Annotated in this window: 13 protein-coding genes; 4 read left to right on the top strand and 9 right to left on the bottom strand. The window is 39.9% G+C overall.

Features of this window, described 5'->3' with window-relative positions:
* Positions 1 to 23 precede the first annotated feature (23 nt).
* Positions 24 to 659 (top strand): carbonic anhydrase, encoded by a 636-nt coding sequence (locus tag ACYVHJ_RS23285; RefSeq protein WP_460519977.1) that lies wholly within the window; start codon positions 24 to 26, stop codon positions 657 to 659.
* A 199-nt stretch (positions 660 to 858) separates the two neighbouring features.
* Here ACYVHJ_RS23285 and ACYVHJ_RS23280 read toward each other — a convergent pair whose 3' ends face one another.
* A complete protein-coding gene (locus tag ACYVHJ_RS23280) occupies positions 859 to 1,272 on the bottom strand; it encodes a hypothetical protein (RefSeq protein ID WP_339903370.1) in 414 nt (137 codons plus the stop codon).
* 483 nt (positions 1,273 to 1,755) lie between these two features.
* Between ACYVHJ_RS23280 and ACYVHJ_RS23275 the strand changes: the two genes are divergently transcribed.
* From ACYVHJ_RS23275 to ACYVHJ_RS23265, 3 genes are all read left to right on the top strand, one after another.
* The gene (locus ACYVHJ_RS23275) at positions 1,756 to 3,276 is read left to right on the top strand and encodes a GH3 domain-containing protein (protein WP_460519974.1); all 1,521 of its coding nucleotides are present in this window, start codon (positions 1,756 to 1,758) and stop codon (positions 3,274 to 3,276) included.
* 214 nt (positions 3,277 to 3,490) lie between these two features.
* Positions 3,491 to 4,759 carry an MFS transporter gene (locus ACYVHJ_RS23270; protein ID WP_460519971.1) on the top strand — a complete coding sequence of 423 codons (1,269 nt, stop codon included), beginning with the start codon at positions 3,491 to 3,493 and terminating at the stop codon, positions 4,757 to 4,759.
* On the top strand, positions 4,756 to 5,541 hold the full coding sequence (locus tag ACYVHJ_RS23265) for a hypothetical protein (protein WP_460519968.1): 786 nt from the start codon (positions 4,756 to 4,758) through the stop codon (positions 5,539 to 5,541). The genes ACYVHJ_RS23270 and ACYVHJ_RS23265 overlap by 4 nt, the downstream gene beginning before the upstream one ends.
* A gap of 41 nt (positions 5,542 to 5,582) precedes the next feature.
* Here the strand turns inward: ACYVHJ_RS23265 and ACYVHJ_RS23260 are convergent, their stop codons facing one another.
* The 8 genes from ACYVHJ_RS23260 to ACYVHJ_RS23225 all read right to left on the bottom strand — a co-directional run bounded on the left by ACYVHJ_RS23260 (position 5,583) and on the right by ACYVHJ_RS23225 (position 20,081).
* Positions 5,583 to 6,641, bottom strand: a complete 1,059-nt coding sequence (locus ACYVHJ_RS23260; RefSeq protein WP_339903374.1) for a glycoside hydrolase family 113 — start codon at positions 6,639 to 6,641, stop codon at positions 5,583 to 5,585.
* On the bottom strand, positions 6,628 to 8,106 hold the full coding sequence (locus ACYVHJ_RS23255; RefSeq protein ID WP_460519965.1) for a BCCT family transporter: 1,479 nt from the start codon (positions 8,104 to 8,106) through the stop codon (positions 6,628 to 6,630). Before ACYVHJ_RS23255 ends, ACYVHJ_RS23260 begins: the two co-directional genes overlap by 14 nt.
* Positions 8,107 to 8,331: 225 nt before the next feature.
* Entirely contained in the window at positions 8,332 to 9,915 is a 1,584-nt protein-coding gene (locus tag ACYVHJ_RS23250) for a glucoamylase family protein (RefSeq protein WP_460519962.1), read from the bottom strand.
* A 37-nt stretch (positions 9,916 to 9,952) separates the two neighbouring features.
* Entirely contained in the window at positions 9,953 to 11,917 is a 1,965-nt protein-coding gene (locus tag ACYVHJ_RS23245; RefSeq protein ID WP_460519959.1) for a glucoamylase family protein, read from the bottom strand.
* Between the two features lie 57 nt (positions 11,918 to 11,974).
* Entirely contained in the window at positions 11,975 to 13,060 is a 1,086-nt protein-coding gene (locus ACYVHJ_RS23240; protein WP_460519956.1) for a LamG domain-containing protein, read from the bottom strand.
* 23 nt (positions 13,061 to 13,083) lie between these two features.
* The gene (locus ACYVHJ_RS23235; protein ID WP_460519953.1) at positions 13,084 to 14,625 is read right to left on the bottom strand and encodes a RagB/SusD family nutrient uptake outer membrane protein; all 1,542 of its coding nucleotides are present in this window, start codon (positions 14,623 to 14,625) and stop codon (positions 13,084 to 13,086) included.
* Positions 14,626 to 14,638: 13 nt separating this feature from the next.
* Entirely contained in the window at positions 14,639 to 17,728 is a 3,090-nt protein-coding gene (locus ACYVHJ_RS23230) for a SusC/RagA family TonB-linked outer membrane protein (RefSeq protein WP_460519950.1), read from the bottom strand.
* A 463-nt stretch (positions 17,729 to 18,191) separates the two neighbouring features.
* Positions 18,192 to 20,081, bottom strand: a complete 1,890-nt coding sequence (locus tag ACYVHJ_RS23225; RefSeq protein ID WP_460519947.1) for a 7TM diverse intracellular signaling domain-containing protein — start codon at positions 20,079 to 20,081, stop codon at positions 18,192 to 18,194.
* Between the last annotated feature and the right edge of the window lie 371 nt (positions 20,082 to 20,452).

The raw sequence follows: 20,452 nt of genomic DNA, 5'->3' as shown, positions 1-20,452 counted from the left end.
TTAGCAGACCTATTAACAAGCACATGGAATATAAGCGGCTCTTAAAAAACAACAAAGATTGGGTTAAAAAAAAACTGGGAAGTGATCCGGATTTTTTCAAGAAGCTAACCAAGGAGCAAAAGCCTTTACATTTATTTATTGGTTGCAGTGACAGCAGGGTGACGGCCGAAGAACTGCTGGGCGCGGATGCCGGTGAGGTATTTGTACATAGAAACATTGCCAATTTAGTACCAAATAACGACAATAATTCGGCTTCAGTTATTGAATATGCCGTAGGTCATTTGAAGGTAAAGCATATTATTGTTTGTGGCCATTATTTGTGTGGTGGTATTGCTGCTGCACTGGAATCAAAGGACTTGGGTATATTAAATCCTTGGCTAAGAAATATAAGGGATGTTTACCGCTTACATTTTGAGGAATTAAATGCCATTACCGATGAAACCCTAAGATACAATCGTTTGGTGGAATTGAATGTTGAAGAACAGTGCATCAATGTTGTTAAAATGGCCGTTTGGCAAAAAAGTTTTCTTGACAACGGTGGTCCTATTATTCATGGGGTAGTTTTTGACATCAAGACGGGAAGCTTAATAGACCTGAATATAGATGTCAACATGATATTGAAAGAAGTAAGAAATATATATGATTTAGGGTCTAAATAAAGGCCTTAGCCCCTGGCCTATTCCACCAAGCAAGAACTAAATGACGTTATCCTTGGACAATGAAATAGCAATATAACCCAGAATTAGAATTCCTGATTCCTGTCCTGACCTTTCTTTGGGAGGGTTCCAATTGCATAGCTGAATTGGAAGTGATTTTAGCTGGTAACAGAAGATCTATTAAATATTTGCGGTTACACTTTTATCGAACTATAGCCCAAGGCATTTTCACTTTGGATTTCACCTTGGGAAACAATACAAAATCAGCTTCTCCAAAAAGCGCAAAAGAATAGACCTCATCCACCCTGATTTTTTCTTTAATTTTACTAAGCTTGTTGCCTGCAAGTGCCATATCATCAACGATCAATATACGGTGATGACCATAAAAGTCCATACCCGGCTCTTCTTCCTCAACTTTTGATAGGATCAAATCGTTGGATTCAAGGGATTCGGAAAAATCCATGATTTTTAGCGCCACACCTAATTGGTGGGCAATCATTAAAGCAGGTGCTTTTCCTTTTTCGGAAAGGCCCAAAACCAAATCAATTTCCGGGAAGTCAAAACTATATAAAGCATCACTTATTGCGCCAAACGTGATTTCTAAGGGTGTGCTCATAATAAATTTAAAGAATAAGTTTAAAATTGAACCATTTAATAATCGGCTGCACCCAATACCCTGTAATAGAATAAAATTATTCCATTTTGCCATCAGAAATATTATAGGAAGCAGACTTTTAAATAAATGAAAAATGGATTATTTATCTAAACAATTTGAAACAGTCCACCATTGGTTTTGTTAAAAAGAAATACAAAATAAAATACAGTTGCTAAAAGCTTAAAACTAATTGCGACTTACTAAAATCCAAAACAATTTGGGTGATCTGAAACTAAACATATCATGCAGGTAGTTCCAAGGTCGGACCATTAGCAAACCTAAAAACCTAGTATTAGGTCAGAAATTCAAATTTCAATTTGTAAACATAATCAAAATTTTTTTAAATGACTAAATTACAAACACTTAAAGAAAATAAAGTTTTAGTGGTCTAATAATTGCTTGTTAATCAAAAAAACAATTAGACTTTAAAAATTAGCAGAACATATGCCGGTAATTGGTGAATTAATAAAGAAAGCAATCGAACTAGGGGGTAAATTAAGTACCGAAGACAGTCCTGAAAAAGCGCAGTCAAAAGTTTTAAAACATCTTCTAGACACGGCGAAAGACACTTCCTTCGGGAAGTACTATGGGTTTAAAAAAATCCTTGATGCAAAGGACACCTCCCAGGCATTTCAGGAGAAGGTGCCCTACCATGATTATGACAAGATTTATAAAGAATGGTGGAATAAGATCAGAGAGGGACACGAGGACATCACTTGGCCGGGTATCAATCAGTATTTTGCTGTTAGCTCAGGAACCACGAGCAATAGCAAATACATCCCCGTAACCGATGAAATGATTGACTCGATCAGAAATACCGGCATACAGCAGGTGGTCAGTTTATCCAAATATGATTTACCACCTGATTTTTTTGAGCGACAAATTATGATGTTGGGAAGTTCTACTGCCTTGAAAAAAAACAACGGTTTTCTGGAAGGAGAAATAAGTGGGATAAGTGCCAGCCAGATCCCATTTTGGTTTCAAAGTTTTTATAAACCCGGCCCTGAAATATCAGCTATAGAAAACTGGGACCAAAGAATTGAAGAAATTGCAAAAAACGCAAAAGATTGGGATATAGGAAGTATTTCAGGCATTCCCTCATGGATTGAATTAATGATGAAGCGGGTTATTGCTTACCATGGAGTTTCCTCTATTCATGAGATTTGGCCTAACCTTTCGGTATATACTCCTGGAGGTGTGGCTTTTGAACCCCATAGGAAAAGTTTCGAGAAAAACCTGGCGCATCCGCTGGTTTATATAGACACTTACCTGGCTTCAGAGGGGTTTTTAGCTTTTCAAAATCGACCGGGAACAGAAGCCATGGCCTTGGTTTTAGACAATGGTATTTATTTTGAATTTGTTCCTTTTGAATCGGAAAACATGGATGAAAATGGAGCTGTAAAACCTGAGGCCAAAGCATTGACCATTGGTGAAGTGGAAGAGAACAAAGACTATATACTATTGATTTCTACTGTATCCGGTGCATGGCGCTATATGATTGGAGATACCATTGCTTTTACCGATAAAGAAAAGGGGGAAATCAAAATCACAGGGCGAACAAAGTTTTTCTTAAACGTAGTAGGGAGTCAATTGGGTGTGCACCAAATGGACAAAGCCATGAAAGCGGTCCAAGAGAAATTTAACCTGACCATTCCGGAATATACCGTTGCGGCTATAGAAGAAGATGGTGATTACCTCCACCGCTGGTATTTGGGCAAAGATTCAGGAAATGCAGAGGAAGAAGAAGTTAAAGACTTTTTGGATGCATTTCTTCGTGACAACAATAAAAACTATAATGTCGCTAGAAATAAGGCCCTAAAAAGTATTGATGTGAAAATTGTTCCTCTTACTACTTTTATTGACTACAATGAAAAACAAAAGAAAAAAGGTGGCCAAGTAAAATTCCCCAGGGTAATGAAGTCCAAACCTTTTAAAGAATGGGAGACTTTTGTCCAAAGCATTTAAACTTATTTACGCTTTTGAAACCAATTGACAGAATAATTGATTATTAGACATCAAGAGCTAAAAGACGAAGTGAATTAATACCAACTTCCCTTTTTCGACATTGCATGAATCAACGGATAACTGTCCATTCACAGAATCCTGATTTCATTGCAAGAGGGAGGTAGGTATTCCAAGTCTTTGAACTCCTATTGGTAAAGAATTTTTCTAATTAATCATGCTGATTTTTAAATCCCTTTCTTCATCCAACTACAGGTATTTCTTTGCAGGTCAGGCCTTCTCCAACCTAGGAAATATGATGAAGCAAGTGGTGGTAGGCTGGTTGGTTTATAGTCTTACAGGCTCTGCCTTACTTTTGGGAGTGATTTCCTTTTCGAGAGAAATCTCGGCCTTCCTAATATCAATTTTTGCCGGAGTATTTGCTGACAAGTACAATAAACACAAACTCTTGATGGTTTGTCAGACAGTAATTGCTATCAATGCTTTGACCTTGGCAGTTTTTACAATTACCGACAATATTACCTTTAATATCCTACTGGGTCTAGAAGTTGTTTTTGGCTTGGTCAGTGGACTGGAAATGCCATCCAGGCATGCTTTTGTCAATGATTTGGTTAAGGACAAGGCTTACCTGACCAACGCCATCGCCTTAAATTCTTCCCTTTTTAATACTGCCAGAATTGTAGGCCCTGCCCTCGCGGGAATTCTTATCCCCATTATAGGAGAAGGCTACTGTCTGCTGCTTTATGCACTTGCAAGCTTCAGCGTGGTAGGCCTTTTCACTTTCATTCAATACAAACCTTTGGCCAACAATTCCTTAAAACAAAACTTCAAAAATGCATTTTCAGAAGGAGCCGGTTTTGCTTTTAAAACCAAGCACCTTCGGTTCATCATGTTGTTTGTGGCTGCCATTACTCTTATTGGTATGTCTTATATGGTCATTTTACCTGTATTTGCTGCAGAAATATTTAACGGAGATGCGGTCATCTTTGGATACATGACCAGTGCTGTAGGCCTGGGCTCCTTGATTGGTGCATTTTTTGTAGGTACTAAAAATAACATTTTAGGTTTAGATAAATTAATATTAATAGGAACAATACTCTTCGGCTTAGGTTTGGCTGTATTCTCCTTTAGTTCAATTTTATGGTTATCCCTATTGGCCCTTTTAGCTACGGGACTAGGCAGAGTGATCATCTTTACCGGATCCAATACTTTAATTCAATCCATTGCTCCTGAAGAAAAAAGAGGGCGGGTATTAAGTTTTTATATTATGCTGTTTATGGGATCTCTATCCTTGGGTAGTTTTGTTATTGGGTTCGTTACGGATTGGATTGGGGCTCCGGCAACGCTTGCATTGGGAAGTTTAGGCGTTCTCCTTTTGGCGGCCTATTACGCAAAAAGCCTTCCCTTGCTCAGAAAAAGGACTTATAGGGCCATAAAAAAATCTGAATTTCAGCTAAGCTTACAACAAAACCCAAATTCAAAATGAAAGCATTACCACTAATCCTCACCAATACGCTCACTTTTATTTTCACCTTATTTATCAATTACCTGGGAGGCTCCGGAGATTATTTTGGTAATTCAGTAGGCGACATCAGCGATGATTTCACCACCTTAATTACCCCAGCGGGCTATGCATTTTCCATTTGGGGCTTAATTTATTTTGCCTTAATTGCCTACCTCATTTATCAATGGATGGGTTATTTTAAAAACCAAAACCAAACCTCTTTATTGCCATCTGGTATTTGGTTTATCGTAGCCAATTTAAGCAATGCGCTTTGGATTTATGTGTGGGTCAATGAACAAATACTCCTTTCTGTGTTGGTAATCCTAGTTTTACTCTTCTCATTGATTCAATTGGTGATAAGACTAAGACTAGAAACCTATGATGCACCTTTGAAAACCATCTTTTTCGTATGGTGGCCCATTTGCCTCTATATTGGCTGGGTGATTCTGGCTACGGTTTTGACCCTTTCTGTGGGAATAAAAAATACAGGAATATTGGAAGGTATTTGGACAGAAACAGGCTGGGCTGCTTTGGTACTTATCGTGGCCACCACTATCTATGGCTTGTTAACCTATTATAGAAACATGAGAGAAGCGGCATTGGTAGGTGCTTGGGGAATATCAGCAATTGCTGTCAAGCAATGGGAATTGAATGCCACGCTAAGTACTGTGGCCCTGGTATTGGCAGGGGTCTTAATCGTAATTGCCGGTATACATGGATATATCAACCGCAAGACATCCATTCCCGTAAAAATGAAAAGTTAAACGCATGAGCTACTTTGCATCATTTTAAACGAATTTCTGGTTTAACCATCAGTAGGTTTTGGGTTGAAGAAATACCTTTTCATTATTTTCTCCGCCATTTTATTCTGGGGAGTGAAATCAGGTTCACGTCCCCTAGGTTCAGGATACCATTTCCAGAAATACACTCCTTGCATCCATGGTTTATCCCAAACTGCTTCAAAGAAAGCCTCATAACATAAGGCTTGGACTTTCTCCGAAAGGGTAGCACTTCGCCTTTCATTGGGCCAAACCCATGGAGAATGTGCGGCATCTTCCGTATTGCAATAACCAATTTCAGTGAATATTACCGGCTTTTGGTAGGTGATATTTGTTTGCTCTATTTCCGGGATTACTTTTTCCCAGCCCTTAATTAATTGGCTTAAATCAGGAGCATTTTGGTGGTCGACCAAAGGGAAATAGGCTTGAATGCCTATATAATCCAAAGCATCCCAAAAATTCACCTTTTGGTATTCGGTAAAATTCGCTGCATAGGTTAGCTTTCCGGAGTACACCTCGCGTATGGCATGAATAATCTCCCGCCACTTTTTCTCTTTGTGACTGGCCTTTTCCAATTCAGTACCAATGCATAAAATAGGGATACCTTGCTTTTCAGCTATTCGAGCGTAATAAAGAATAAAGTCTTTATAATTGTCAAACCACAAGTTCCAGTCTTGCTCATTGCTCATGGCTATTTCTCCGGGCCAAGACCCACGAACCCAAATATGAGGTTTTAAAATGTCAGTAATTCCCAAAGCCTTGGCCGTGTCAGAAGTAGACAAGAGTCCATTGCTGCTCTCTCCCCACCAGGTTTTGTTGCGGTGTTTTTCCCAATTCAAGTCAGGCTCAGAAACAGACTTCTGCCAACCAAATGGTGTTTGAGAGAGATGGCTCACACCCAATTCCTTTAGGGATTGTAATTCCCCTCCTGTAAGTGGATTTCTGGTACCTACCCAGCAAACGCCTTTGTGCTTTTCTCCTTCATAGGAGGCCAGTTTTTTATTGCTTTCACAAGAAAAGTTAATCGATGCAAAAATGATAAAGAACAAGGATAGGAGACCTTTATTTATGTTATAATGCATCATGGTTTTTCTTTTTGACTAATATATAAAGGAAACTTCCAATCATCAATAGGTAAACCCAACTAAAAGGTAGAGCGATAAGAATTAATAACTGACTAACAGCCTGTAGCAACTGCTCTTTGCCTATAAATAAGGTGGCAATGGTGAAAACAGATAGGATCAGCCCCCACCCTAACAAATGTTTGTTGTTTGGTTCTCTATTTCCGTTGTCAGCAAACATTCCCAATACATAGATGGCAGAGTCCAGAGAAGTGATAAGAAATGTAAAGACCAAGAGGAAGGCCAATAGTTTCATTATACCACTAAAAGAAAAACTATCAAGAAATACGAAAATAGATCCATACAACGAATCAAATTGCCCTTGGTAATTTTCCGGCTTTCCGATCAGCTCAAAAGCAGAAGAGCCAAAAACAGAAAACCATAGAAAGGTGCCCAAAGAAGGAACTAGAATCACTCCAAATATAAACGCGCGGAAAGACCTTCCTTTAGAAATTCTTGCTATAAATACACCTGTAAACGGTGCCCAGGACAACCAAAAAGCCCAATAAAAAAAGGTCCAATCCATCAAAAATTCCTGAGAGACACTTTTGTCTCCATAATTCAGACTCATGGGTATAAAATCATAAATATAGGCAGCGATCGATAAGCCGAAATTATTGACAATGCCTAGGATATTCCCTGAAAATAAGGTGGCCAACAATAAGAATAAGGAAACGGAAATATTAAATCTTGAAACATTTCTAATTCCCTTACTTAGCCCAGAAAAGGCGGATAAGGTCGCAAGACTACCCAAAAACAAAACCACAAAAGCATTGTTGCCGTAGCTTATTTCAACATCCACGAACAATTGCTGAAATCCTACCAAAAGTTGCCTACTGCCCAGCCCTACAGCTCCTACCACGCCAAATAAAGTACTAATAATGGTAATCACATCCACAATGACGATCAAGACAGGCTTACGGTATCTCCCCACCAAAAGTGAAGAACTGAGCATCAGCCTCCCCTTTCCGTAAACCAGATAACCCACCATCAATCCAAAAAGCCCATAAAAAGCCCAAGGGGTAAAACCCCAATGAAAAAAAGTATACTCCAATGCAAATACCTCTGAAGACAAATCTGTGGCTCGGGGAGGTTTGGTAAAATAATAAACCGGTTCTTGCACGGCCCGCAACATCAACCCTGCCCCCATCCCTGTACTGTACAACATAGCAATCCACGAAAACCAACCATAGCTCACCGGCCCTTCCCCAATTTTTAATTTCCCCCATGGAGAAATGGCTATACCTAAAAGCAACAAAACCATCAATAAGCCCAATACCAGGTAATAATTGCCAAACACAGCTAATGTGGATGCAGCGGCAACTGCCAGATTCTCCCTAATTCCCAAAGGAAAAGTAAAAGCCAAAACCAAAAAAAACAGGCACAAAGAAATGGCTACTACAAAAGTTGGTTGGCGGTAAAAATTCACAATAGAAGGTTTATATTTCTTTCAATTTAAACATAAATAAAGCGTTTTTCCAAAAAATAATTTAGGTGGAACTATAACTGCCTAAACCTCGGATATCCTTCTAACTCGTTCATAAAAAAGTTTACCGATTATTATTCAAATACTACTTTGGGTTTACATTTTACGAAAAAAATCACCCTTACCCTCCGCCGTGGCGGAGGGATTTGAAAGCGTTTGGAATAGCTATTACTCAGAAACACTAAACCCTAGCTTGTCCAAACCTTCTTGCACCTCAGGGGCAGCCATAAATAAATCCCATCCCAAACCTGTGCGATAATTCTCTATCATGGCCACTATAGGCCCCTGATCGATGGCCAAATACCGCTGTGGATACCAATCCTTTTCCGGACTTAAGGCATCATAAAACCCATAACGGCCAAAAACCTTTTCACCATAATTGTAATATAAATTCCGGATCACTGCCATGCTTTCCTCCGGGGTATAAGGTATGGAGGACAAGGCTGCAGTCGGCGAAATTACGCCCAAATCCGATCCCGGCTTATGGGCAGCATAACCTGTTACCGTATAACTTGCCGTTAAGCCCCAAAGGTCTTTTCCATAGCCCTTAAATCCTCCATCATTTTCTACACACCATTGCCGGTTGATCAGACTATGGTTGCGGTTGTTTTCCCAATAGTTAGCATATTTATCCGCTAGTCCTCTTGGGTCCAAACCCAAATAGGAATAATGGGACCAGAACAATGGCCCACCATATTCAGGCGATCCGTTGTGTTTGAGGGGCAATTGGTATCCATAGGCTTCCGTATTCCCTACAATGTCACCATCCCTTGCCCAGCCTTTATGGTAGACCGAAGCCGGCACAGCATGGGTTGGAGAGGATGTTGCCAACACATAGGTAATCATACATTCATCGTAGCCCTTTATGCCAAAATTCTTCTGCCAACCAAAATTAGGAGACCAGTGCCAATACAGTATATCTTGCCCGCCCTGAGTATACCAGGTCCAATCCATTGCCTTCCAAAGTTCGTCTATCTTTAGGGCCAATGCTTTCTCTTGCTCATTGCCGTTTTTGTAATATTCCCTTACTGCCAAAAGGCCCTGCATCAAGAAGGCAGATTCAACCAAGTCTCCCCCATCATCATCGCTACCAAAAGGCTTCACTTTACCGTTTTCCCCATGGATCCAATGGGACCAGACTCCATGAAACCTGTCTGCTTTAGACAAAAAATCAACAATGCGCTCAAAACGCTTGAAACCTTCTTCTCTGCTCACCCAAGCTCTCTCAATTCCGGCAATCAGACCAAATAGTCCAAATCCTGTCCCTCCTGTGGTCACTACATTTTGGTCATTTTGGGGATAGTTTCCATCCATATGAATACGCTCCCTAGCCATTCCGGAATTGGGTTCTGCACCTTCCCAGAAATAACGAAAAGTATAATATTGAACCATGTCCAATAGTTGTTCATCTGACATGGAACGGGTAGCAACGGTAGCTTCTCCCAAACTCTCTGTATCGTCTTTTAATTGGGCTTCCACCTTATAAGAAAGTGTAAGCTCAGTTCCCAAATCATTGACAAAATCAAGGTAAATTGTATCTTTTATACTTGCTCTTTCCGTATAATCGCTGTCTTCCTTTTTAACGAAAACGGTATAAGATTCAGCTCCAAGCACAGGCTCCCATTGCAATTCTACATGCCTGGCATAGCCTTTGGCGAGGATCCTATTTGATGAGACCTCTTTTTCGGTGCAACCTAAAACAAGCAGTCCAATCCCGAGAATAATAAAATATGCGTTGAATGTCTTCTTCATTTTATTTGTATTTTAATGGCCAGACCATGTATCAATTTTAATAAGTAAATCCTAACTTATCCAGGCCTTCTTTCACCTGTTCATTTTTCATAAATTGATTCCATAATAATCCGCTTCTGTGGTTTTCAATCATAATAATTATTGGCCCCTGATCTATGGCCAGATAACTATCTGCAAACCAATTCTCTGTAAGGTTAAAGGCATCATAAAAGCCATATTCTCCCCATAACCTGTCACCCAAACTATAATAATAGAGTTTAAGTGCTTCCATGGAGGCCTCTGGCGTGTAAGGCATGGATGAAAGTGCGGCTGTTGGTGTCACAACTCCTAAATCATTTGTTGGTGAATGGGCACCATAGCCTGCTTGATTGTCGCTGGCTGTAAGTCCCCACATTTCCGCACTGTACCCTACAAATCCCAAACTATTTTGTACTGCATAGGCCCTGTGAATCTTACTGTGACTCACATTCTGATCCCAATAGTTTGCATATTGATCTTGAAGATTCCTGGGGTCTAAGCCCAAAAATGAGTAATGCGAATAAAACAGAGGGCCTCCCATCTCAGGACCTAAAGCCAAGGCCTGATCGAAATAGGTATTCCCATTGGCTATAGCCCCGGACCTGGCCCAACCCTGGTGGTACACCTCTGCGTCAATAGCATGGGTTGGAGAAGCTGCTGCCAAAACATATACAATCAAAGCCTCATTGTAGCCTGTCACAGGCAAGTTCATGTCCCAGGCATGATTGGGGGACCAATGCCAGAACAATTTGTTCTGACCTCCTCTGGTATACCAGTCCCATTCAACTTCCTCCCACAGCTCATTGATCTTTCCTATGATTTCATTTTCCTTTGTATTGTTGGGATCCAAGTATTCTTTTACCGTCAACAATCCTTGGATTAACAATGCCGTTTCTACAAGGTCTCCCCCATCGTCTTTGGGACTGAAAGGAATCACTTGCCCTGTATTTCCATTCAACCAATGAGACCAAACTCCATGAAATCGGTCAGCTTTAGACAAAAAATCTACCACTTTTCTCCACCTTTCCACACCTTCACTTCTACTGATAAAGCCTCTTTCTATTCCCACAATAAGAGCCATCAATCCAAAGCCGGTTCCCCCTGTGGTCACAAGATCTCCTGAGGTATTTCTTTCCCTGATCATGCCACTGTTCGGATGGGCAAAATCCCAGAAATATTTAAAGGTTTGTTCCTGAATAAGTGTTAATAAGGCCGAATTATCCAAAGCCGGAAACTTATTTTCTTCCGATTTCCCGGTATAAAATTCCAAGGTAAACGCTTCCAGAACTTTAGATTCACCGGCTTGAGCAAGGTCTCTGATTGTAAAGGTATGCCTCTTAAAATCCCCTAATTTATCGGCACTTTTTACAAACCAGGAGACATCATCATCCCCTGCCTCTAATAGCAGTTCCCTGGCCACTCCATCCTGTGTTAATTCAAGGTGCTCCAATATAAGGGTGGTAGGCTTTGAGAAGCTGAGTTTTAGGGAAAAGGAGACGGCCGCATTTGCCCAGCGGCGATTTCCAATCCATTCGGCGCCTTGGATCTCAAAATCCACTAGGCTTGAAGCTGCTGATTTGGTGGTATAGTTTACATTATAGCCCAAGAAAAGACCTTCCATGGTCCCATTGAGCCCCTGCTCTATTTCTAGCACATAGGTGGTACCGGGTTTCATCAAACCAATAATCTGAATCCTTACCTCCTTATTTTCACTGAAGAAGTTAAGATTAAAATTTACGGATTGGCCGGATTCTTTTTCCTTTAGCTGAATAGATTCCTCCAAATTGACCCGGTCAACTGCAGACGAAAAATATATGGTAATGCTTTCATTGGTCTCTATTCCCGAATTTTGATCGTAATCCTGATTTAAGACCAGAGAACCCACCATTACTTTTGTTACTTGCAAAATAGGCTGTTCGGCAGTTTCTTCCTGACAGGAAAAGGATAAAATAAGGATTAAAAAGCAGCATGTTATTCTAGACATGGGGTAGAAAATAAAAAATGGTAGCCTATTAAATCAGGCTACCAATCAGTGTACAGCTTAATTACTTTCAGTAGAAATAATCCCTTTAATTTCCTCTTGGCTCAATACGGTATCAAAAATCCTCAGCTCATCAATCAAGCCTGAAGTAGATAAATGACCCCAGCCTGCAAACCTGGGAGCTCCGGAGCCGACAGACAATAAATCACATCCGGTCCAATCAATACCGGAAAAATCATTTTGACTAACAACTTCACCATCTATATAAACAGTGGCTTGATCCGGACCAATAGTGAAGGCAATATGGCTCCATTCATCCAATGTCGGATCAATGTCAGCAGCAGCGCCGCCATCAAACCAACTTTCACCTGTTCCCGTTCCTACATTTAATTTTATCCGCTGCATGCCTCCGGCATTTTCTCTAAACAGCCTGAAGCCTGAAGTCCTATTGTTCATTGCCGTTTGATTGGCTTCATCCGGAGGTCCCATCACCAGAAGGCCTGCCCTGTCCGGATCGGCGTTAACCTTGTACCAAAATACGGCACTAAATGAGTTGCTCTTCAAGCCTTCGGTCGGAAATTTAAGGTAGGAATCAGTATTTCCTGCATAAGCTTTGGACACTATGCCATCTGCGAAGCTCGGCGCACCAGCAATATCAGGAGTTAAAAGCTGTATCAATTCCACATAATCACCATCAAAAGGTAGATAAAATACCTCATTGTCATAGATGGGTTGATAGGGCTCCGTTTTTTCAAAAGTAACGGACTCAGTAGCCGATTTACCGGACATGTCTGTGGCCGTTACTTCAAGCAAATGTTGCCCATTGGTTAGCCCTTCAAAATTGTATACAGATAAAAACCTCCTATAATCAGGGAAATCATTGAAACTGGCAATTTCGCTTCCATCCATTACCAATGAGACCTCATTGATTTCAATATCATCAACGACCTCCAAGTCTATATTTATGGCGGTGACATCCTCAACAACACGAATTTGAGTTCCTTCACTTGGAAAATTAACAGTGATTTCAGGCGCCTCATTATCCGTGCCCGGTGCCACATAGTCAATATCATCAATGTATCCATCTGTACATGAACTGATGATTATTGACATCAAAACAATAAAACTTAACCTATTCTTTATCATTGGATTACATTTTATTTTTCTCATTAATTGTTGTTTGCTGCCTCTTTGATTTGAGGTAAAATATCCTGTTGCTCAAGAGGATAGGGCAAGAATCTATCTGCCCCGGCATCATAGGTTCTTCCTCCATAATTAAGCACACTGGTTTTGTCATGGCGCACCAAATCATAATACCGGATACCCCATTCCATGCCAAATTCAGCAAATTTTTCATCCAAAACTGAATCAAGATCAACACCAGAAAGGTTTCCTAAGCCTGATCTGTTTCGTACCAGATTTACGGCTTCATCTGCAGAAATCACCCCACCTGAGGCCCCACTTACCAACGCTTCAGCATGGATGAGTAGGATCTCGGCATATCTAATGCAGGTGAAATTTTTATTTTCTCCATAAGAGAACCTTCCAGGTGTAAGTTGGGTAGAAGGCAGGTAATGTTTTCCACTGAGGAAATTATACCTGGGATGATTGTTAAAAACATCTCCATCTTCACTGCTGTTGCTTACCCAATTGGGCAGGGTGGCGTAGGCAGGATCCGCTTGAATTTCGGCGATACCGTCAGGAGTAAAGAGCACCGTAGTAGATAGTCTTTCTTGCTCATTTCGGTCCAGCATGAATTTCACATATTTAACAGAAGGCTCCCAAAAGCCCCATCCCCCTCCGGCACCAGCAACAGTCGGTGTCCAGTTGGCCGGGCCGAAAAAATCCCATAAATACCTGGTATTGGTCCCACTCGCTTGGCCAAAATCCGAGTATTGCAACTCCAATAAGTTTTCGTCATTTAGCTTTCCTGGAAGCTTGAAGAGCTGATAATAATCAGGTTCTAGTGTAAACAATCCACTTCCAATGATTTCATCCGTGGCATTTACTACTTCCGAGTAATTTTTCATTTCTAAATTGGCAAGGGCTTTCACTGCCAAGGCTGTATACCGGGTTACCCCACCTCGAACCTTAGACCTTTGATTTGGATGAACGCTGGGAAGATCAGGAATGGCTTCATCCATTTGTCCGGAAATATGTTCCATAACCGCATCAAAATCAGAAAGCTCAACGTTAAAAAGGTGGCTTGGCTCTGAAGAACTAGGAATCAATACTGAGCCCCAAAGTTTTGCCAGGTACATCAGTTCATAAGCCCTAAGCACCTTGATTTCAGCAATATATTGGCGAGTATCTGCTTCATTGGCTCCTGCCTCTCTGTATTTTTCAATTTCCTCCATGGCACCATGCCAAAAAAGAAGGTCAGAGTAAAGGTTTAGCCAGGTGGAATTGTACATCCAAAAGCTCCTATTGTATTGAAAATTATCGGTTTCTGTCAAGGGTACCTGATCACCACCTGCATTGACATCATCCCCTCTCACACTAATGATTGGGTAGCTTTCCCACTGAAGGGAATAAAATTCATTATAAGCTCCATAAAGTAACAAGTCCATGTTTTGGAACTGCGTGTAATCTGTATTTTCGGCAATAAATTTATTTTCCAGAGGTTCATCCAATAAATCTGTACAGGATTGACCTATCAACCCTGAAATCAAAGCCAAAAACAAAACGATTTTATATTTCTTATTTCTCATCTTTGTTTCGAATTTATAGTTTGATATTCAATCCAATGGTGTAAGTTCCCGGGATGGGGTACACTTGACGGTCTATACCATTGGCGACTTCAGGATTAAAGCCATTGTAATTAAAAAGGGTAAGTGGCCTATCCGCAGTAAGGGTAATGCTACTTTCCGGAAATTTCATACCCAATAGCTGTTTGTCCTTGAGGGCATAGGTCAAGCGTACATTTTGCACCCTGAAATAACTTCCATCTTCAACAAAATAGTTGCTCAAATTCTGGTTCCAGCTTTTTCTTAAGCCGGCTGCTGAAGGGTATTTGTTGGAAGTACCCTCTCCCCTCCAAAGGTTTTCTGCCAGCTCAGCATCTATATTGGTGTCATTGGTGAAAATTATTTCTCCCCTCTTCCGGTTGAGAATACTATTGCCCACCTGTCCTTGGATCAAAGCCGAGAATTCAAAGTCCTTATAAGTAAAGCCGGCATTGAACCCATAGGTGTATTCGGGTAGGAATGAGCCAAGCACTACCCTGTCTTCATCATTAATTAGCCCATCGTCATTTTGATCTCTGAATATTAGGTCTCCCGGCTGCAAGTTGTTTTCTGAAATAAACTGTGAGGAATAACCGTAATTGTTGATTTGTTCTTCAGTCTGAAATACACCGTCCGTTTCATACCCGTAAAATGCAAGGTAAGGTTGGCCGACAATAGATCGCTGCCTGAATTCAGCTGATCCGGCATCCAGACTTTCCGGTCCACCCAAACTTAAAACAGTGTTTTTTAGGGTACTGATATTTCCACCGAAATAATAAGAAAATTCAGGGCTAACAATGTCTTCCCAATTTAAAGAAAGCTCCAAGCCTTCATTTCTAATTTCTCCTACACTCCTTCTTTCACTGGCCCTAATGACCGGCGGGATAATACTAACTGCCAAATTTCTGGTGTCCCTAACAAAATAATCGGCATCGAGAGCCAAGCGCTCTCCAAAAAACCTGGCATTTAAGCCTACATTGATCTCCACAGTGGTTTCCCAACGGTCGATGAGGTCAAAGGTAGGATCCAACCTACGGCCAATTACCAAAACACCATCATAGGCTCCCCTGTTTTCTACCAATTCAGGCGCACCTACTGAAGAATTGATCCCATCATTTCCCAGCTGGCCCCATGAGCCTCTTAGCTTCAAGAAATCTATTGCCGGAACATTGAAAAAAGATTCCTCAGTTAATACCCATCCTGCTCCAAATGTGGCAAAATTACCCCACTTCTGTTGGAATTTGTTGTTCCCATCTCTTCTAAATGTTCCATACAAAAGATATCGGTCTGCATAATTGTAAGCTACTCTGGAGAAATAGGATTGGTAAAAAAGACGGTTTCCACCATCTCCGATGCCATTCAGGTCATAATCTGTCGCGTTACTTAAATACCAAAACTCCTCTTCCCCTCGCATAGGATCAGGGTTTAGATTCTCTCCACGAGCAAATAAAACTTCATTTGTTTCACTTCTGAAAGATTGCCCCAAAACTACGGTTAGGTTATGTAAGTCAAAATTGTTCTGGTAAGTTAAAAAGTTGTCCCAGATCTGATCATACCTGCTAAATGAATTTTTTCTTATTGAAGATTGTCTTTCCTCCCTACCATCACTGTAAGCAAAGCCAACATTTCTGGAATTGACATTTTCCATGCTGAAATTATAGGATGTTTTGAATGTCAAATTATTGGGAATTACCTCTATCTCGGAATAAAAATTACCTAGCAACTTGGCCACCTTATTTCTGTTGTCAGAATAAAGCAAGTTATAAAAAGGGTTTTGGTTGCTTCTGTATCCCAATTGTTGGGCATTGGACAAACGGTATGGAGTGGCAGCGGTATTGCTCTCATCATAAACCGGTAAAATCGGTACTGCAAAATAGGATCTAAACCAAGCCCCATTGTCTCCATTGAATTGCTCGGCCGTGCTAAGGTTTAAATTCCCACCAACTGTCATCCATTCTTTAACATCTGTATCTAGCTTAACCCTAAAATTCATTCGCTGATAACTATTGCGTGTTTCTTTCATTAATCCTTCCTGGTCAAAATAGCTTGCACCTATGGAATACCTTGTTTTGGTACCTCCTCCATTGAAAGAAAGATTATGATTTTGAATGGCTGCAGGTGCCATCATTTCGGCATACCAATCTGTATTAACCGCCGGCAAGGATGGGTCTATATAACTTCTTCCATACCGTTGAATGGCATTTTGTACGAAAGCCATATCAGCAGCCGAACCAGTTTCATTCACATATTGAACAAACTGCTGGGAATTAGCCATCTTCAATACATTTTGAGGATTTTGGATGCCATAATAGCCATCGTATACGATTTCAGGTTCTTGGTTGTAATTTCCACCTTTGGTTTCAATTACTACTACCCCATTGGCGGCACGAACCCCATATATGGCAGAGGCAGAAGCATCTTTTAATACAGAAATCGTTTCGATGTCGTTGGGATTAAGGAAGTCTATGTTCTCAAAAAACATCCCATCAACGACATATAAGGGAGCCCCTCCTCCTTCAAAAGAACCTACGCCACGAACCCTGACAGTCGGAGAAGCTCCGGGCGCTCCGTTACTCACAATTTGCACACCTGCAACCCGTCCTTGGAGAGCTTGCATGGCTTGGGAGTTTGGGGTCTTAACAATGTCTTCTGATTTTACCGTGCTAATGGCTGAGGTAAGGTCTCGCTCACGTTGGGTACCATAGCCAATGACAACAACTTCTTCGAGCCCTTGTGCATCTTCTTCAAAATTTACATTGATGGTACTTTGATCGCCAACAATGATCTCCTGCGTTTGAAATCCGATAAATGAAAAAACCAAGACAGATTCAGAAGAGCTGACCTGTAATTCATAATTACCATCAATATCTGTGACGGTTCCATTTCCTGTGTTTTTCTCAAGTATATTAACTCCGGGGATGGATTCTCCTGAGGGATCTTTTACGGTACCACTTACCGTAACTTGCTGTGCATACAATACTCCGGAATTGGAAAAGAGAAGCACTGAAAATAAGAGTGCGGAAAATAATAATGAAAAAGGGATTTTGGGTTTAAAATTTCCTTTCTCTACAGTAAAGGGAAAATTCATAGGTTTTTGGGATTAGGTAATTTTAATAGTTTATGGTTTAAATCAAATCCGTTTTGATTCTAGAATAAAATTAGAACAAAGGAAGGTCTAACAGTAAAAAATGCCTGACAATGGCATGCAAAAAGCCTTAAAAAAATCATCATTTTTGTCAAAAAATACCGCATTGATATCAGGAAAAAACCTCATTTAACCAAAATGAAAGCTGTTTTTAGAAATTTTGTAACGGTTGAATAACATGTGGTGCAAACAGGTTTGTTTAACCCATAAAATTTAAATTAGGCTAATAATTCCTAACTACTTCATGCAGGGAATTTTTACAAAAAATAATCCAAGCCATGCATCTATACTGGCATTTTAATCCTGCAGAATAAACCGGCTGTGCAAGAAGTAACAATTGAAAAAGTTAGCACATTATTTAATCCTTGAATAGAAAGATAGGTAGAATGAAATTGATTTTTTAGTATCAATAATCAACCATTTCAGATAGTACTATTTCTTCCCAGCCAATCTCAAAACCCGATTCACTGTCTATTCTCGTTAGGATTTTCTTCCGGAATGCCCAAATTGTATTTCTTCTCAAATCCAGAATGGAAGCAAGTTGATCCAGAGTTAATTTTTCATGGGTGAGGTAGGAAGCATAAATGATGTAAAAGGCTTTGTCTAATGGAAATTTAATTCCGTGGAAAATTGTACCTGCAGTAACAGAATTGATATGCCCACATTTGGTACACCTACGGCTAAATACTTTATTGGCCTTTCCATATTTGTTGTTGTCACATTGGCTACACTGAAATGAATCCGCCCACTTTAATTCTTCTAAATACCTATAGCAGGCGGATGAATCAGGGAAAATTTCTCTAAACTCAGAAAGGGTTAAGGATTTTTGCGTCAATCTCGCCTTAAAAGAGGCCCTAATGGAGCTTTTTAATTTCCAATTGTCCTTATCCAAAAGGGCATTGATTCGTTTGATCTCCTCATCCTTGGCTTGAAGCTGGCTATTGTAAGTTTCCAGCAATTCATTTTTTGCCTGGAGCTCAGCAGTTCTAATACTTACTTTGGACTCCAGCTCCTTGTTCACTTTTTCCTTCAAGAATATATTCTCTTTGTATTGGGTAAGTGATCGTTTTAATGCTTTGTCGCGAATTTCTTTCATCAACCTTATCCTATCCCCAAGTGCAAAAGATAACAGTACCATCTCCAAAAGAAAGGCTATGTGAAGGCTATAATATACAAGCGTGGTATGCGGAATTATGGCGTAATTTGCCAAGACTTTTATACTAATACCAATAAACAATACCCCATAAGCCATGACAAAAAATCTAGCGGCTTTGTATTGCTTAATCAATAAATATACGGCAGTAGTAAGGATCAATAAAAAAGGTAAGCTGTCAAAATAAGTCAGTTCAAAATAGTTGTGATCTACAAATAAGCCCATAAAGAATAGGAAGAATTTACCTGCAAGAGACAACCACAATGCATAATGAAAGAATCGGGCTTTCCTTCTGGTATTCAAAAACCTTACGGTAAACAAAATGGCCCACAATACGATTGAAAAACTAAAAACACCATTGACAACAGTATTCCATTGGGGGAAATTTGGCCAGAAATATTGAAACCCTATGCCATCAAGACTCATGGCATACAAGCCTACACTTAGGAGATAAAGTATATAATAAACATACTTCATCTCCTTTACTGCCAGGAAGATTAAAAAATTATAAAAGGCAATAATTAATATCATTCCATAAAATAACCCATAAAGAAAATACTCACTTAGCGCGTAATGCACAAATCGGTTCAAAGACCTGAGTGCAATTCTAATATCTGCTTTTTGGGAAGAATTAATTTTAAAATAAAAATTTGAAATACCTGCTGTATCATTGGCCAGTTGCAACTGAAAGTTCTTATGGCTAAAAAGCCGCTGTGAAAATGGGTTATGGTCTCCCATTGCCTTCATCTCATAGCCCCCTTCCGCTTTGGGAATATAAGCTTCTATTTGATCAATACTTTGGTCATAAAATTCCAACAACCACCGTTTTTCACTTTCAGGACTATTATCAATGGATAGCTTTACCCAATAAGTATAATTGGTGTTGAATTTGTTTTTGCTGAAATCCGGTCTGATTTTTATAAACTGCTGGAAATCTTCCTGATTGATGTCCTCAAAAGTCAGGGTATTGGTGCTGTCTTCATAAAATTCTAGCTGATTGATGGCATAAATTCTTTCGTTCCAACCATCATCAATTTTCAAGGTGGCTTCACCTGAGATCCTCTGAGCCCAGCTAAAAGCACTAGGAATCAAAAATAACATTGCAATTAGCCATACTTGCTTATTCAATGATCTATCCATCATCTTTCTATTTATTGTCCTTTGCGGATAAAAACTCAGCATCTAATCCATTAGGATAATGGTTTACTTCAAGAAGAATCCATATATCCGATGCTACATTATCTTTATGGGGGTAGAAAAATATTCTATTTTAAATGACCATCAGATTCCAATGTCGTGTCCCATAAAATAAGGAGAAACAGAATAAAACCTGAAATTCATAGGAGAAGCAACTAAAACCTTGCCACATGTTTCAAAGCAACCTTTAGGTACTTAAAATATCAGGGAAACCTCAAAGGAACTATGAGAAGTATAAGCCTTAATTGGAATTAATAGTTGAATTTCAAAGGATGGAATGCAAAAGTCCGGCAAAATAAATTTAAGATTTACTTCAT

The organism is Cyclobacterium sediminis (genome assembly GCF_054781075.1).
The sequence above is the reverse complement of the archived record's forward strand: the minus strand, read 5'-3'. Positions and strand labels throughout refer to the sequence as shown.